The organism is Paenibacillus sp. J45TS6, from assembly GCF_018403285.1.
In the GTDB taxonomy this organism is placed as follows: Bacteria; Bacillota; Bacilli; order Paenibacillales; family Paenibacillaceae; genus Paenibacillus.
In genome coordinates this window covers 14311-29782 of sequence record NZ_BOSJ01000010.1, presented here as the reverse complement: position 1 = coordinate 29782, position 15472 = coordinate 14311, and the positions used below count along the sequence as shown (strand labels likewise).

Annotated in this window: 11 protein-coding genes; all 11 read right to left on the bottom strand. The window is 41.8% G+C overall.

Annotated features, from left to right (window positions below; genetic code table 11):
• Window positions 1-205: 205 nt before the first annotated feature.
• Window positions 206-928 carry a hypothetical protein gene (locus tag KJS58_RS15360; protein ID WP_213533629.1) on the bottom strand — a complete coding sequence of 241 codons (723 nt, stop codon included), beginning with the start codon at window positions 926-928 and terminating at the stop codon, window positions 206-208.
• 132 nt (window positions 929-1060) lie between these two features.
• The gene (locus KJS58_RS15355) at window positions 1061-2164 is read right to left on the bottom strand and encodes a hypothetical protein (protein WP_213533627.1); all 1104 of its coding nucleotides are present in this window, start codon (window positions 2162-2164) and stop codon (window positions 1061-1063) included.
• A 394-nt stretch (window positions 2165-2558) separates the two neighbouring features.
• Window positions 2559-3401: a pentapeptide repeat-containing protein gene (locus KJS58_RS15350; protein WP_213533625.1), complete on the bottom strand. Its 843-nt coding sequence runs from the start codon at window positions 3399-3401 to the stop codon at window positions 2559-2561.
• 12 nt (window positions 3402-3413) lie between these two features.
• A complete protein-coding gene (locus tag KJS58_RS15345) occupies window positions 3414-5963 on the bottom strand; it encodes a beta-mannosidase (protein WP_213533893.1) in 2550 nt (849 codons plus the stop codon).
• A 214-nt stretch (window positions 5964-6177) separates the two neighbouring features.
• Window positions 6178-7728: an ABC transporter substrate-binding protein gene (locus tag KJS58_RS15340; protein WP_213533623.1), complete on the bottom strand. Its 1551-nt coding sequence runs from the start codon at window positions 7726-7728 to the stop codon at window positions 6178-6180.
• 128 nt (window positions 7729-7856) lie between these two features.
• Window positions 7857-8768 (bottom strand): carbohydrate ABC transporter permease, encoded by a 912-nt coding sequence (locus tag KJS58_RS15335; RefSeq protein WP_213533891.1) that lies wholly within the window; start codon window positions 8766-8768, stop codon window positions 7857-7859.
• A gap of 21 nt (window positions 8769-8789) precedes the next feature.
• A complete protein-coding gene (locus KJS58_RS15330) occupies window positions 8790-9728 on the bottom strand; it encodes an ABC transporter permease (protein WP_213533621.1) in 939 nt (312 codons plus the stop codon).
• Between the two features lie 157 nt (window positions 9729-9885).
• Window positions 9886-11523, bottom strand: coding sequence for a response regulator transcription factor (locus KJS58_RS15325; protein WP_213533619.1), 1638 nt, complete (start codon window positions 11521-11523; stop codon window positions 9886-9888).
• Entirely contained in the window at window positions 11498-13279 is a 1782-nt protein-coding gene (locus KJS58_RS15320) for a histidine kinase (RefSeq protein WP_213533617.1), read from the bottom strand. The genes KJS58_RS15325 and KJS58_RS15320 overlap by 26 nt, the downstream gene beginning before the upstream one ends.
• 97 nt (window positions 13280-13376) lie before the next feature.
• Window positions 13377-13934, bottom strand: a complete 558-nt coding sequence (locus KJS58_RS15315; RefSeq protein WP_213533615.1) for a hypothetical protein — start codon at window positions 13932-13934, stop codon at window positions 13377-13379.
• 42 nt (window positions 13935-13976) lie between these two features.
• Window positions 13977-15443, bottom strand: a complete 1467-nt coding sequence (locus tag KJS58_RS15310; RefSeq protein ID WP_213533613.1) for an amidase family protein — start codon at window positions 15441-15443, stop codon at window positions 13977-13979.
• Window positions 15444-15472 lie beyond the last annotated feature (29 nt).

The following is a 15472-nucleotide window of genomic DNA, read 5'->3' as shown; positions in this document are numbered from 1 at the left end:
TTGCCGGTATTTCATCCAACGTTTCCATGTTCACGACGTCCCACCACCTTAAGGTCCGTAGGACAGGCCGCGATGCGGTTAGGTGGTGCGGATGTGTCCCGGCAACAGCTTCATCGACTTTTCTTCCGGGAGCGAGGCGGCTTGCCCGCCGATGCGTGAACACATTGTTATCAGATGTTATATGCCCTCTCTGAATCAACTTACATTAATCTATATCAACTATTTTCCAACCGGTTTTGTTAGTATTTTGCAAAGCAAAATTATTGTCATATTCTTGATATTTAACTCTTACTATTATGGTTTCAGTTATTTTATCCTTAGATACATAGTCGTACTCTGTTTGGTAGTTCATTTCTTCAATTGACAATTCCTTGAATCTATCAGATTGAATAAACTCAGCCCTACTCTCATAAAGATGAGTTGCAGTGATTTTCTTAAGTTTTATAAGATCTTTGCTATTCATTGAAGAAAAATAGATTTGAATTACTTCGAACACATCAAGAGGTATTCTCACGTCATATTTAATTTGGTTTTCTTGAATCGATAATTCACGTTTATATCTTTGCAATTCTTGATTTTCTTCAGTCAATTGAGTTGTAATTAGAGTTTGTTCATTTAATTGTTCTTTTAGAGCTTTAATTTCAGTTACTAGTTCTTGATTTTCAGAAATCAATCTCTCATTATCAATTAATAGTGATTGCAAATTCTTATCATTATCGTTATCGTTACATCCAACTATTGAAACAAGGAATACTAATAACAATACGAGTCTAATATATTGCTTCATAGAACCACCTTCCATCGTCACTTGCATATGATTTCTGATAACGTTCGCGTATCCACGACGTCCCACCGACTTAAGGCTGCGAATGTAGCCGGGCGCGATGCGCTTAGTCGGTGCGGATGTGTCCGCTGAACCCGCTTCCATGTCGATCGCTACTTGCGGACCGAAGGCCGACAGGCCCGATCCGTGGATATGATGTTTGATGATGGAATGCCTTTCTTCCTCGAATAAAGACAGGACGTCGACCCTCATAATCTTTTTACTTTGTATATTTTATTATTCAGATTTTAATAATTCAGACGTTTTAGAGGTACTCATTGCCTCATTTACTTTCTCAATAATATTTTGATTGATACATAGTTTATTAATTGCATCTTCCTCTTTAATTGCATTCTTCATTACGTATCCATCAAGTAATATTGAAGCAAAACACTGTGCATCAACAGCTTGCTTCCTTTCAAGGCCAAAAGGTATTGTTCCATAACTATGTGCTGCAGAGTTTCTAAGCTCAAATAAATAATAGTAGAAATCAATATATGTAGTACCAGACTTTCGAAAAGTATCATCTGCATTTATACCAAACTGATCAACCCACTTTTGTTTATGTTCTAATAACCGTCCTCTATTTTCCCTTCCTGGCGGTTTTCCAATCAGGGCTTCAACACATCTACACGCCTGTACGATTGCGGTTTCATATACAGAAATTACATTAGCTTGCTCCCATATATCTGGTTCATGACTTGTATGCTTCTTGTACGGATATCTATCCAACTCACATATTAAACAACAATAGTGAATTTGCATTGAAGAATAAAAAATACTCATTGCAGTAAATGCCTTATCATCTCGTAATAACAGCTCCATAATTGGGGAGAGAAGACAAAGTTCAGTAAGCTTCAAAATAGTACCATTTAGTAATCCATATTTATCAGAGTTACGATATAATTCCTGATCAAATATTGATTTATTAGGATCAAAATAATAGCACCATCTATATTCTAATTCCATTGTGTGCTCAAAATCTCTTGAGTAAGAATACGCAAGTTGAATAATAACCCCAACATTCTTCCAGAAGTTAATGTTCTTCACATTACTCGAGACCAACGAGACTAACGCAGTATCTGTATCCTTTGAATGAGTCCATATGAATAATTCTTCATCATTACATTTCATTATCTGAACAAAATCATAGACTTGTGGCATAAAACTATTCTCAAACTTAATTCCTTGAATAAATACATGATTGCAAACTTCATTAGGGACATCAGTAGGATAACGTTTATTAAGATATTCTTGTTGCTCTTGATACTGTTCCATAAATTTTGATATATTTTCTAATCTCTGTTCCTTCTCTTTATTCTTAATATTATCTTCTTTCACTTTAGCACCTCATTCACTTACAAGTCGCAAATATTGGAAAGCCATCATGTAGTTATTACATATTTTCTCGTCAAGCAACAGGATGTTGAGAATGAAATCTCTTCCAAGGATTTAAGGCATTCTTGCATCTAACTTCTTTATCTACGAACTTCGTAAATAAACTGTAATAACAAATATCTATGAACTTCACACATATCGACTACTCACGAACATACATGTACCATTAAATTATAACTTAATTTGGGATATTTGTTATAAACTTTCTTCCATCCCCTCTATCACACTACAAAAACGATCTATTTATGCCTTACATAACAAAAACACAAAGAACCCCAAAGCTATACCTCCAGGGTTCTTCATTCGGTATCCTTTTTTCAAAAAAAACTTTTCCATCTTACTCCACCCAATGCGCCGGAATCTTTAGATAAGATGGAAGCTTAGTAGATGAATCTCCTTTAGCAGCATTCACTTGGACCTGTGTAAGAAAGATACAGCCTGTCAGATCTGCACCACTTACGTCGGCATCTCTCAAATCTGCGCCGATCAGATCGGTAACTCTCATATCAGCTCCCCTTAGATCAGCAGCAATGAGTAATGCACCTCTGAGGTCAGCTCCCGCGAGATCAGCTCCTTTTAGATTCGCACCGATAAAATCACTTCTCCGCGTCTTTTTCGGACTCTTTTTCTTCTGTATCTGGGAACGGACACGTTCACTTGTTAGGATGAGCAGCTTATTCACATTTGCTCTTAGCTCAGGTACATTTATTCGAAGTATGTTCTCTGGACTTTCCCTAGTCAGTCGTTCACATTCTTCGATTTGAACCCGAAGTTCATTATGAAAAGATGTGGTCACTTCAAGAGCAAGAGCTTCGTGTAAATACCATAACATTTCTTGTATTTGCTGCACGATGGGGAATACAGCAAACATTTCTTCGGCAGTTGCCGGATAACTCCTCCAGTCCTCACCTTTATATGTGACTTGAGAAACCTTCTGACCTGCACCAAAACACTCATACACGGTACAACCTTTTAATCCCTTTTCTCTAAGATCCTGATGAATCCCGCATCGATAGTCCGCGCGTAAGTTCGTGCAAGGCGTACCACCGTCTTTATCAAAAGTAAAATCGGCAGATTTCGCAAAAGGCAAAGCCGTGCAGCATAATCCAAAACATTGATTACAGTCGGCTCTCACAGAATCCAAAGAATCATCATCATTTATAGCTAACGTATGTGACACACGGCACACCCCTTATATTTTTAAACCATCTTTTAAGGTGGAGACCCCAGCATTTAGCGCACTGACTCGTAATCCTGACCAAGGTATTTCGGCTCCATGTTGATGATCGATCTCGACTACTTTTTGTTCCCCAGGCAGCAGGTCAAAATAATTATCACTGTAAATCACATTCCCTAGCGGGAGTTCAAGTTTTACAAAACGAGCCAACGTGCCAACTGCGGTTACTACCACCTCGGAGTTAGCTTCATTCACCTGTACTAGCAAGTTTGTATCGGGCAGGACTACCTCTTTTGGATCACGTAGATAATAACGATTCACTGGAACCTCAATGGTAGACGAAGACAGCTCAATTATAACCTCTTCCGCCCGTTTACCCCTGAGTACTTCCGCCTCTTCTAACGTCATATAACAATTTGCAGACTGTGCCTCTGCCACTGCACCAATCGAAGCCGAATAGACTTCTTCCCCGTCAAACGTAATTACTTTCAGCTCAAGAGTTCCCTGGCATATCTCCAGCGTATCATTAATCAGCCAGACCTTCAGTTCTTCCCCTGGTTCGTAATCGAGTGACAACAGTATGGGAGCAAAGAAACGTTTCCCATAATAAAAGGAAGCTTTCGGCAATAGCTCATAGTCGATCATCGACCAGCTTGTCCCAGGCCAGCTATCATTTAGCTGCCATACCAGCGCACCGCTGTTTCGTACTTGATTACGCCGAAAATGTTCGATTCCATATTTTAATCCTTCCGCTTGGGTCAGCATGGAAAAATCCATATATTCCTCGATATCCTTAGGAATCCCCGTATACCCTTCCATCAGCAGAATCCCTTTTTGATGATTCGTGTCTTTGTTTCGGTACGCCATTTCTGGACTTCCCCAGTAAAACTGGCCTTCCGGGATATTCTTCTCTAACGTATACCGATTCGCCGAGGCATGCATTCCGAATTCGCTGCTGAATAGCGCATCATCTTGTTTATAATTTTTAAAGCTCACGCCCTGAATACTGTAATCCAGTACAGGAACTTCCCCCGACATTCGCGGATATACAGATCCATGCCATACTTGCCAGTTATGCCGATCTCCGCTGCCTGGATCGTTTGCATCATAGCCGCCTTTAGCTCCATATGGCGAAGACGGCCAATAGGGACGGAGTGGATCCAATTCTTCAAGCACTTCCGGAATTAGCTCGTGATAGATCCTCTCTCCATAGAATGGACTTGTGATATCACCGCTTGCGGTCTTCATATCATAGAGCCAATCGATCTCATTATTTCCGCACCACAGCGCTAAGGAAGCATGATTTCTCAAACGAATTACATTATCGATCACTTCGCCGCGGACATTTTCCATAAAATCATGATTGAAGTCGGGGAAGAGCGCATTAGCAAAAGCAAAATCCTGCCACACAAGAATTCCTCTTCGATCACATTCCTCATAAAATACATCTTTCTCGTATATGCCGCCGGCCCACACTCGCAGCATATTCATCTGCCCGGAGACAGCTAGATCAATCAGATCTTTATACTTCTGATCTGGTATGGAGCCAATCAGGTGGTCAGCTGGAATCCAGTTGGCGCCTTTGGCATACACTTTTACCCCATTCAATATAAAAGCAAAAACATCACGGCCTTCGGCATCTTGTAGTGCAAGTTCTACAGTCCGAATCCCGATGGCTTCTTCATAGGAATCAAGAATTTCTTCTTCGGCAAAAAGACGAACCTCAAGTTGATATAAATAAGGTGTTCCTAGCTCATGAGTCCACCACAATTGCGGGGATGAAATTCGTAGTTCCAGATGAGCATTGCCGCTGTCCACTGGGGTTGTAGCTTGATCCACTACCTTCCCATCTTGATCCTTTAGTGCAATGATTACGGAGCAATTTGCTTCTTTATGATATTTCTTTACATTTGCCGTAAGATGAACAATCGCGAGATCTTGATCCGCTTGAATCGTACTTGCTTGCACATTCTCAATCCGCGCCTTACGGTACTGGTTAACATGGACCTTTCCCCATATACCGGCAGTGACCATACGTGGACCCCAATCCCAGCCATAGTTCATTGCCGCTTTGCGAATCCATGGTCGCTCCTTCGTGTACGAAGACCAATCAAATAATTCTTTGTCTTGATAATGAATGGCCAGCGGATCAAACCGAATAGCGATGGAGTTCCAGCCTTTACGTATGACCCTCGTAATATCAAAACGGTAGGATCTCAGCATATTTTCAGTTTTTCCTATTTCATGTCCATTCACATACACGCTCGCAAACGTATCCAATCCTTCAAAATGAATCTCCGTTCGTTCGCCTTCACCGCTAATTTCGCTTAGCGTGAAAGTCGTTCGGTACCACCATTCTTTTTGTTCTACCCAGCGACTCTTGATATCGTTATGACCATAATACGGGGGATCAATGATTCCCCGCTCGATTAACGCTGTATGCACATCTCCCGGAACACTTGCTCCTACCCAGAACCTATCATCAAAACCTGGCGCAGCCAGTTCCATCGGTTTCTTTTCTCCTACATCATAATGCATCAGCTTCCATATGCCTGATAATTCCATAGATAATTCCATCTGTTTATGCCACTCCCTAATGTGAGTCATTGGTAAACATGTAATAGTTTACAACCCATGTTGTGAATATGGAAGCTATAACACGATATTTGTGAAAATAGTTCGGCCAGACTATGCTCTTGCATCCCCTGGTAAGTTTAATAAAAAAAAACCGTACCCACATTCCCGGGTACAGTTCTTCTATAGAAATCACAGTTTAAAACTAGTTACCTGCCAAAAAAGCATCCAGCTGTTTTTGTTTCTCAGCAATAATTTTATCAATACCGGCCGCTTTCAATTTCTCTGCATATTTTGGGATCATTTCATCTGGATTTACTGCTCCGGAAGTAAGTGCTGGTTTAAACTGCTTGTTGACGTTATTCACCGCGGCAATTTCATTTTTAACAGACTGGCTGTTAAACGTAAATCCAAGTGCCGGAGATTTGACACCTCTTGCATTAAAATCTTTGAATTTTGCCCATTTTTCAGGATCTTCATTATCCCATAAATAGTTCAGGAACTGATTACCAAGCTGCCACTGAGCTCCTGGGTTATAGGTCCGGTTATTTGGATCTGTGCCTTCCGGCAGGCTGATGATATTTTCGCTGCCTTCTTTTTTCACATAGTGTTCGCCCTCAATACCAAAGTTGAGCAGATTATTCACATACGGATCAGAGTGAAGCAGGTTAATGACTGCCATTGCTTTTTCTGGATTCTCCGAAGTACGAGACAGGGCAAGCATAGCTCCCGATGCATCTCCTGTGGTAATCGTAGGCTGTGTAAGTTCGATCTGAGTCAGCGGGAAGCCAACATAACTCTCCTCTTCCTTATCTTTTCCGGGTTTCATTCCATCTGTCCACATGAAGACTTTGCCGGCTTTCGCCTGATCTTTCGGGAATACCGTAGAAGTTGCAGAATCACTATTAATATATCCAGCTTCATACCACTTGCGAGCAAGGGCAGCGGCTTCTTTAAATTCAGGGGTCTCTACTTCATTCATCACCGTCGTGTCAGAACCGATTTTACGAATGACGCCAGGAACGGATGCATCACCAAGATAGTCCCAATCCAGATTATCTAGTAGTCCGTTGCCTGTAGAATTGGACATATAAAACGGAGTTACGCTAGGTTCGTTTTCCTTAATCGTTTTGAGCAGTGGTTCAAGATCGGCCCAAGTCTTCACATTCGTAATATCGAGATTATACTTTTCAAGCAAATCTTTTCTAACGAGTACACCGCGGGTTGCCGCTAGTTCCTTATTGGTAGGAACACCGTAATTCTTCCCGTCTACCTTCGATCCTTCCAGAAATGCAGGGTCAAGGTTCTTAATGATATCCGGACCGACTTTATCCAGCAGATCGTTTAATGGTAAGAAGGCGCCTTTAGCAACGTTCACGGTGTAATTCTGCCATGCTGCCGTAAAAATAATATCTGATTTCTCACCAGACGAGATCATGAGATTCAGCTTGTTGTCCCATTGTCCCCAGTCAATCGCGTTAATTTTCAGTGTGGCTCCGATTTTAGGTTCTATATATTTATTAATCTCGGCCTGTACCTTCTCTACATCTTTCTGCGGTGTCCCTGGGTAGAACAAAGATACTTCATAGGACTTCTCCGTTTTCACTTCTGTATTTCCACCCGTCTTTGGCTCATCCGTTGGTGCAGTACTTCCACTCCCCGAACATGCGCTGAGAACTAGTGCAAATGCAGTGAATGTTGCCAAAATAATGGATCTTTTCCGCTTGACTAATCGTCCGACTTGAAACCCGGTCATGACATGACCTCCCTTATATAATTTACGCATTTAGTAATGAATTCTTTTTTATACAACTTACTTGTTACTCATTCTGATCAGTCTTTCTTTTTATCATTTTCCGTACGTACGGACTTCTGTTTCATGATCTAGCCTTTTACCGCACCCACGGTCAGCCCTTTGATGAAATAACGCTGGAAGAAAGGATATGCGAGGACAATCGGTCCGATCCCAACAACCGCCATAGCCATCTGCAAAGTCTTATTCGGCAGGTCCAGCATACCTCCCTGTGAAGAAATCTGCGAAGCCACATTGGAGTTCGAAGTAAGGTACTGGATATCAAGCAATGTTCGGTACATGAGATACTGAAGACTGATCGTTTTATTGTCAGAAATAAAGATCATGCTGAGATACCAATCGTTCCAATAATTCAGTGTGCTGAATAAGGCAACCGTTGCAAGTACCGGCAGAGACAGCGGAAGAACAATCCTTACAAAGGTACGAAATTCCCCTGCGCCGTCCACACGGGCCGACTCCAGAATCGACATCGGAATCGAACTTGAAAAAAAGGTACGCATGACGAGCACAAAAAACGGTGACATGAGCATCGGCATAATCAATACCCATATGGTGTTTTTTAGATCTAGCAAGTTCACATAGACCAGGTACCAAGGTACCAAACCACCATTAAACAACATCGTGAAGAAAATAAAGAATGCGAAGAATCCGCGATACGGCAGATCACTTCTGGAAAGCGGGTAAGCATAACAAGCCGTTAGGGCGACGCTAATGATTGTGCCTACGACAGTAACAAAAATAGATACTCCATACGATCGAATAATCTGATCCATATCTTTGAACAAAAATTCATAAGCGCTTACACTAAATGTCTCTGGAATGAACCGATATCCATTCGCAATGACCGTCGTTTCATCGGATAACGAGATAGAGAGCACAAGTATGAGCGGCAAGATACACAGAGCTGCATAGAAGATGAAAAAAGCATGAATGACAACTCCTGATCGTTTGGAGACATGAAGCGGATTATCGGTGGGACCCATATGCAAAGAACTCTCCTCCTTCTAAAATAGTGCGTTATCCTTATTGATACGACGAACAATGGAATTGGACAGCAGCACAAGTGCAAAACCGACAACCGCTTGGTACAGCCCCGCTGCTGAAGACATACCAATGTCACCACCGATGAGGAACGTACGATAAACATAGGTATCAAGTACATTCGTTACTGGGAACAGAGCGCCGGATTCGAGCGGAACCTGATAGAACAAACCAAAATCAGCATAAAAAATACGTCCGATCTGCAGTAACGTCATGACGATCATCAGTGGATATAAGAACGGAACCGTAATAAATCGGACCTGATTCCACTTACTCGCACCATCAAGTACGGCGGCCTCATAATACTCTTCACTGATTCCGATGACGGCTGCCAGATAGATGACCACATAGTAACCAATGTTTTTCCAAGTGTTCACAAAGGGTAAAATATACGGCCAGTATTCCGGCTCAGAATACCAGTCTATCGGTTCCTTGCCAAAGAACGGCAGAAAGCTTGTGTTCATGAACCCCGAGTCTTTTCCTAGAAAAGCGAGTACCAGATAACTGATCACGATCATGGATAGAAAGTATGGTAGCAGCATGACCGACTGATAAAACTTGGAAGTGAATCTTCCTTTTACTTCACTCAGCAAAATAGCAAGACCAGCGCCGAGCACCAGATTCAGCAGAATAAACACCACATTGTAAGCCAGTGTGTTCCGTGTAATTTCCCACGCATCCGATGTGCCAAACAGATACTTAAAATTTTCCAGTCCAGCCCAAGGACTTCCGAGAATCCCATCCGTGTAGTTCACATTTTTGAAAGCGATAATGACTCCAAACATCGGCAAATAGTTATTAATCAGCAGAAACACAACCCCTGGCAAAAACATCAGATACAGCACTTTGTATTTGCCCAGATTGTACAGCATGGTTTTCTTTTTCTTTATCGGCTTTGGCATTGCTCTACACCTTTCCCTCTTTGTTATAAGTTCACTGTTCACCCTCTCACTTCAGTGGTTAACTTCATTATAAGATTCGAGTCGCAGCTCAAATACTCAGTATCGTAACCTCTTATTGTGTCATTTGATGACATCTGGAATAAAAAAAGCGAAACGCTCACAGCGTCCGCTCTTGATCTGTCTTATTCCCGTTCTGCCTACGATATTGCTGGGGAGTAAGCCCCGTATATTTCTTAAACATCTTTGTAAAATGAGTATAGTTTACATACCCAGCCTTGCTTGCTATTTCAGTAACTGTGGAACTTGTGTTCAGCAGTAGCTCTTGTGCTTTTTTAATCCTTGCTTGAAGAATATAGTCACTAAGGGATATCCCTGTTTCCTTTTTAAACAGTCTCGATAGATAAGCTGGGTGAAACCGGGCGAATTCCGCGATTTCTTCTCTCCCTAGATCATATTCCAGCCTCGCATCAATATATAGACATACCTGTTTTACTACTGAGTGCGTGTCCTCTCCGTCCGGATGAAGCAGCAGGCCCGCTCGAGAGATGAGGTCATGCGCCCACTCCCGAAGTGCGGCTAAGGATCTCGTTACATCTGCTTCCAGTGGTTCTTCTGCAGGATAAATACGATGAAGCGAAATGCCTTTCTTATGAAGTAAAGGGTAAATGGAATGGAGCATTGCATGATAGTAAGATTGCAAAAGCTCTGCTGATACATACTTTTGACTCTCGATCCAATCGATGAGTTCGTCTGCTTTATATAATACTTCCTTTATTTTTCCTGTCTCCATAAGTAGTGATATGTCAGATGCCCAAGGTAGAGGGATAAGCTCAGATGTAGATGCTTGTTTCTCTAAACTTGGCAGCATGTAATGAACTCCGTCACTGCCTGCCACGTTATGCCTGTGGACCTGCTTCAACTTTCGGTAAGACTCCGGCATATTCGTTAGCAATGTCCATTCCCCAATGTAGCAGGACAAACGGCATGACAAATATGCAGTGCACCTAGCCATATAATCCTTACAGGTGAGTTCCAGTGTATCTGGAACTTGAGGGGGCGGATCAGAAGCATATAACAAGACGAGAACATAACCGCGCTGATCCGCTATCGCATCACCCATACTCCCATTTAGAACGAATTCTTCCGCCGCATTACACAGTCCAAACTCCATAATATCAAGGTCTTTATCAGGGAACTTTCGCAGCCATTCTTCCACACGGAACAATATTGGCAGAATGAAGGTCCCTGGATCGATATCCACATGATAGATTAACTTTAATTCCTTAATTTTCGCTTCATTCATGGGATAACGAGAAGAACAGAGATCTTTCCAGAATCGGGTCATTCGCTTTGGTTTCCAAGATTGATCTTCTTTTGCATAAGCCTCATAAGTTTCCGTTAATTTAGTGAACTCGAGGTTCTGCATTCGTTTTTCTAATGCTCGTTTGACGGTTTCCATTAAGCTGGCTGAAGCAATAGGCTTCAAGAGATAATCGAAGCTGTGCAGCTGAATCGCTTTTTGTGCATACGAAAACTCGGCGTGACCCGTCAGAAAAATGGTCTCAACCTGAGCTGCATGCTGCTGAACCCAGATCTGAAGAGATAATCCGTCTTCTTCCGGCATTTCAATATCACAGATCATAATATCAACCTGGTTGTTGATGAGTACGCTTCGAGCTTCATCCGCTGACATCGCTGTATAGAGATGATCAATACCGATTCCTTTCCAATCCACAGCATGCAGCATAGCCTCAACTGCATAATATTCATCATCCACGATGAGCAAGCTGTACATTCGTTATCTCCTCCCCTGGTAATTGACGATGACAGTTCATTTTTATCTGTACATCCGCTCCGCCGCCGATTTCATTATCAAAATAAAGCTCTGCATTCGCCTCTTTCATTTTCCGTAGACGATGCTGTACATTCCAGATGCCAATACTTTTCTCCGTTTTTTCCTCGGGCGTATATTCACCCTCCTGCAGCCTAGCAAGAACATCTTCTGGGAAACCCGGACCATTATCCTGAATCCGTATCAGAAGCTGTTCCTCTTCTGGTAAATAGACAACCCTTATCGTAATGCAGAGAATATCTCTTCCCTTCTTGAAACCATAGAGCACGCTATTCTCAACAAAGGGCTGAAGGGTTAAAGGAGGAAGAAGGATCTCTTCACACCTTGGGTCTAGTTCCCACTCGTACTGTAGTCTATGCGGAAATCGCAGTTTTTGAATTTCAAGATAGTTCTCTACATGTCTTAGTTCGTCTTTGATAGGAATTAAGCTGCGGTCTGCTCGCATACTGAAGCGAAAATAGCCAGCTAGGTGTTCTGCCATTTTCTGAACTAGATCATTTTTATGCAAGGCTGCTAAACTGTGAATAATATGAAGTGAATTTAAATAAAAATGAGGATTGATTTGCATTTGCAGCTGTTTCAGTTCCGCCTCTTGAACACGGAGTTGCTCTTCATACATACCAATTTTTAAGTCCTGTACCTCTGCGGTCATCTGATTGAAAGTTTCCGTTACAAAGGTGAATTCAGGAGAAGACGATGGACCGAGTTTCACATCCAGTTCCCCTCGGCTGACTTTTTTCATTCCTCGAATCAGTGTGTTCATTGGTTTGAATAGAACTTGTCTTAGAAAGAAGAGCGTGAGAAGAAGTAAAATGGATGCGGCAAAGGGGAGCAGGCGGATAATTTGCTGGAATACAGGCAAGTTTCGCATAATGCTCGACTCTGGCAACATGACCACATAGTTAATGACTGCCTCATGAGCAGGCACACCGATCATGAGATAACGATCATGTTCTTCCCCTTGTTCCACAACCTGATATAACGAAGTGAGGGCTGATTTATTTTGTGATGCCAGTCGTACGATTTCCCCTGGTATTTCCGTGCTGGATAACGGAGTTCCTCGATTTGATAAAATCACTGAGCCGCCGCCTTCTCCCCATTCTGTGCTGTGGACCCGCTGATTGAGACTGTCTATCGGTACCCATGCTCCGGCAATAAACTGCTCATTAATTCGCACCGTTTTCACGAGATGATAACGATCTTTAGTCTGAACAATCTCCCACTTATACGTAGGAACATTTGCACTTCTACGGGAAGCCTCCGGCATCAGTTCTTCAATCGCTGTAATTTTTTCATCATATCCATTTTGCGTAGCCAGCACCGTGTCCTGATGGACGATATCATATAGAAATAAACCATCCAGCAGATCATAAAATCCGAGATCCGTTCTAAACTTGTTGACAATCCGCTGCTTAGCAATCGTGTAATCGCCGCTTCCATACGGTAAGAAAAATAACGAAATGATATCGGGGTCCTGTTCTCCCAGACTGTATAAATATCGGTTCGTTTCCTTCAGAATCCGTTCATTTTCTTCCACATTCTTAACAACATAATTGCGATTCGTCAGAGAGACCTGATCCCGTACAACACCCATAGCATAGACGTTGTTGAAATAAAGGAATAAAACTAGCGGCACCATAATCAACGAGAATCCGGTAATAAATTTAAATCGCAAAGAAAATCGAAAACGATTTTTCATAAATCATCCTCACCATATCCACTCGATTTGAAAACGTTATCAATAATCTGTAATTCGCTGGAGATGGAACGGTTCCTTCTAGCGGTAACAGATAACCTCATTTCCTTGTTCTTGTTCTAATCCTCCATACCGCTACGATGATTGATATTAAAATGAGAGAGAAAATACTATATAGGATGCCTGAAGATGGAATACCTTCTTCATTGTTACTATTTATAAGCTGTCCGGTTCCTAATTGCTTTAGATCTTCTCCTGCTTCCGAACTTAGAAGGTTGTTACTGCAAAGACTCGTAAGCAGCGTATCATCTTTATCCAGACTCGCGTACACAAGATAGGTTCGATCTTTACTGAACTGATAACCACATGAATTTGAACCTCCATCTAGACTGGTGATGATAACCTCTTTATCCTTAACACCCTTCCATGCTCTCTCCACCGCAAAAGTATATTCACGCACCTGACTATACGGGGATAAACTTTTCGTTTCACCAATTTCAATGACTGTTCCTTCAAAAACTACAGAATAGAGTTCTAATTTCTCCTTTGTCTCAAGAAAGGCACAACTACAAGCATAAGCTTTTGAAGAATAAAATGTTGTTAGCTGAATTAGTACCAATGATATGATTAGTATGATTGATAATATACGCTTTATCATAGACTTCCTCCTTTTTATGAAGATGGAGATTCGGGATAGAGCCTACAGGTTCGGTTTTTTTCTACATGCAGTAAATTGCTCAAATGCAAATGCGATACGTATCAGAGTTGGTTCGCTAAAAGCGGTTCCTGCAAATGTAATTCCAAATGGTCTTCCGCTATCTTTATAACCTGCAGGAACTGCGATCGAAGGATAGCCTGCTCTAGCGCTGATATCTGCACCTACATAAGATGGAAAAAGGATTGCATCTAGACCATACTTATTTACTGCGTAATCAATACCGTTATTTTGTGATTGGTATAAATCAGATATCACTTCTACTATGTATTTTGAATTCTTGAGTGGATTGTCTAATTGTTCTTTATGCTCTAAAAGATTTTGTCCATACTTGAGTGCCCTTTCAGCGTTCTGTTCGTTCCAATCAATCAGTTCACGAAGAGAATGGACCGGAATATGAGGTGGAAGACTCTGCAGGTAATTTTCAACACTATGCTTAAACTCGTAATTTATCTTGTTCCATCCCCACTCTCTATGAAACGATGGGATTTCTATATCTTCTACAATATTGGCGCCCGCTTGTTGTAACTTTATTACCGCATCTTCAAACAATTCCGCATCATATTCATCTGTATCACGATACCGATCTATAGTTGCATTTCTAAAGATTCCGATGGTTGCATTCTTTAATCCATCACCATCTAAAAACGTTGTATAGTCTAGATTCGAATTTGGATTTTTCCAGGTTGCGGAGTCATTCTCATCTTTCCCTGCGAGTGCACCCAGTAAGATGGCTGCATCCGTAACCGTTCTCGCCATAGGACCCGCGGTATCTTGTGAATAAGAAAAAGGGATGATCCCCGAGCGGCTGATCAGTCCAACTGTCGGCTTTATACCCACGATCGAATTCTGAATAGCCGGACTTAATATGGATGCAGAAGTTTCGGTCCCTATTGAAACTGTAGTGAAATTCGCTGCTACCGCAGCAGCAGAACCTGTGCTTGAACCTCCCGCAAAAAAGTCACCATAGGGGTTTAAGACTTGTCCTCCTCTTGAACTGTATCCCGCCCACATCTCCGTAGACATCCCATTAGCCCATTCTGTCATGTTCGTCTTTCCTAGAATAACAGCGCCCGCTTCTCTTAACTTCTGTACAAGAAAAGAATCTCTTGAACTGATATGATTCTCCAAAGCAATTGCCCCAGCACTTGTACGCATTTTATCGTTTGTTTCTATATTATCCTTAAGCAGAACTGGAATTCCGTGTAATGGTCCTCTAACCCCCACGGTTTTTCTTTCATAATCTAATGCCTCCGCAATAAAAATGGCGTCAGGATTTATTTCCATAACAGAATTTATGTTTGGTCCGTCTTGGTCATAGGCTGCAATACGGTGCAAGTAATACATAACAAGGTCTCTAGAACTAACTTCCCCCTTCTCAATGGCAACTTGTAAGTTGCCAATCGTAGATTCTTCAATATTAACATGATGCAGTTCATAACAATCCCTCATATCGTTCACTCTCTTCGATTCGTGATCAG

Excerpts from the sequence above, each read along its gene's own strand:
- KJS58_RS15360 (WP_213533629.1), bottom strand. The coding sequence starts at position 928 with ATGGAAGCGGGTTCAGCGGACACATCCGCACCGACTAAGCGCATCGCG.
- KJS58_RS15345 (WP_213533893.1), bottom strand. The coding sequence starts at position 5,963 with ATGGAATTATCAGGCATATGGAAGCTGATGCATTATGATGTAGGAGAA.
- KJS58_RS15340 (WP_213533623.1), bottom strand. The coding sequence starts at position 7,728 with ATGACCGGGTTTCAAGTCGGACGATTAGTCAAGCGGAAAAGATCCATT.
- KJS58_RS15335 (WP_213533891.1), bottom strand. The coding sequence starts at position 8,768 with ATGGGTCCCACCGATAATCCGCTTCATGTCTCCAAACGATCAGGAGTT.
- KJS58_RS15330 (WP_213533621.1), bottom strand. The coding sequence starts at position 9,728 with ATGCCAAAGCCGATAAAGAAAAAGAAAACCATGCTGTACAATCTGGGC.
- KJS58_RS15325 (WP_213533619.1), bottom strand. The coding sequence starts at position 11,523 with ATGTACAGCTTGCTCATCGTGGATGATGAATATTATGCAGTTGAGGCT.
- KJS58_RS15320 (WP_213533617.1), bottom strand. The coding sequence starts at position 13,279 with ATGAAAAATCGTTTTCGATTTTCTTTGCGATTTAAATTTATTACCGGA.
- KJS58_RS15315 (WP_213533615.1), bottom strand. The coding sequence starts at position 13,934 with ATGATAAAGCGTATATTATCAATCATACTAATCATATCATTGGTACTA.
- KJS58_RS15310 (WP_213533613.1), bottom strand. The coding sequence starts at position 15,443 with ATGAGGGATTGTTATGAACTGCATCATGTTAATATTGAAGAATCTACG.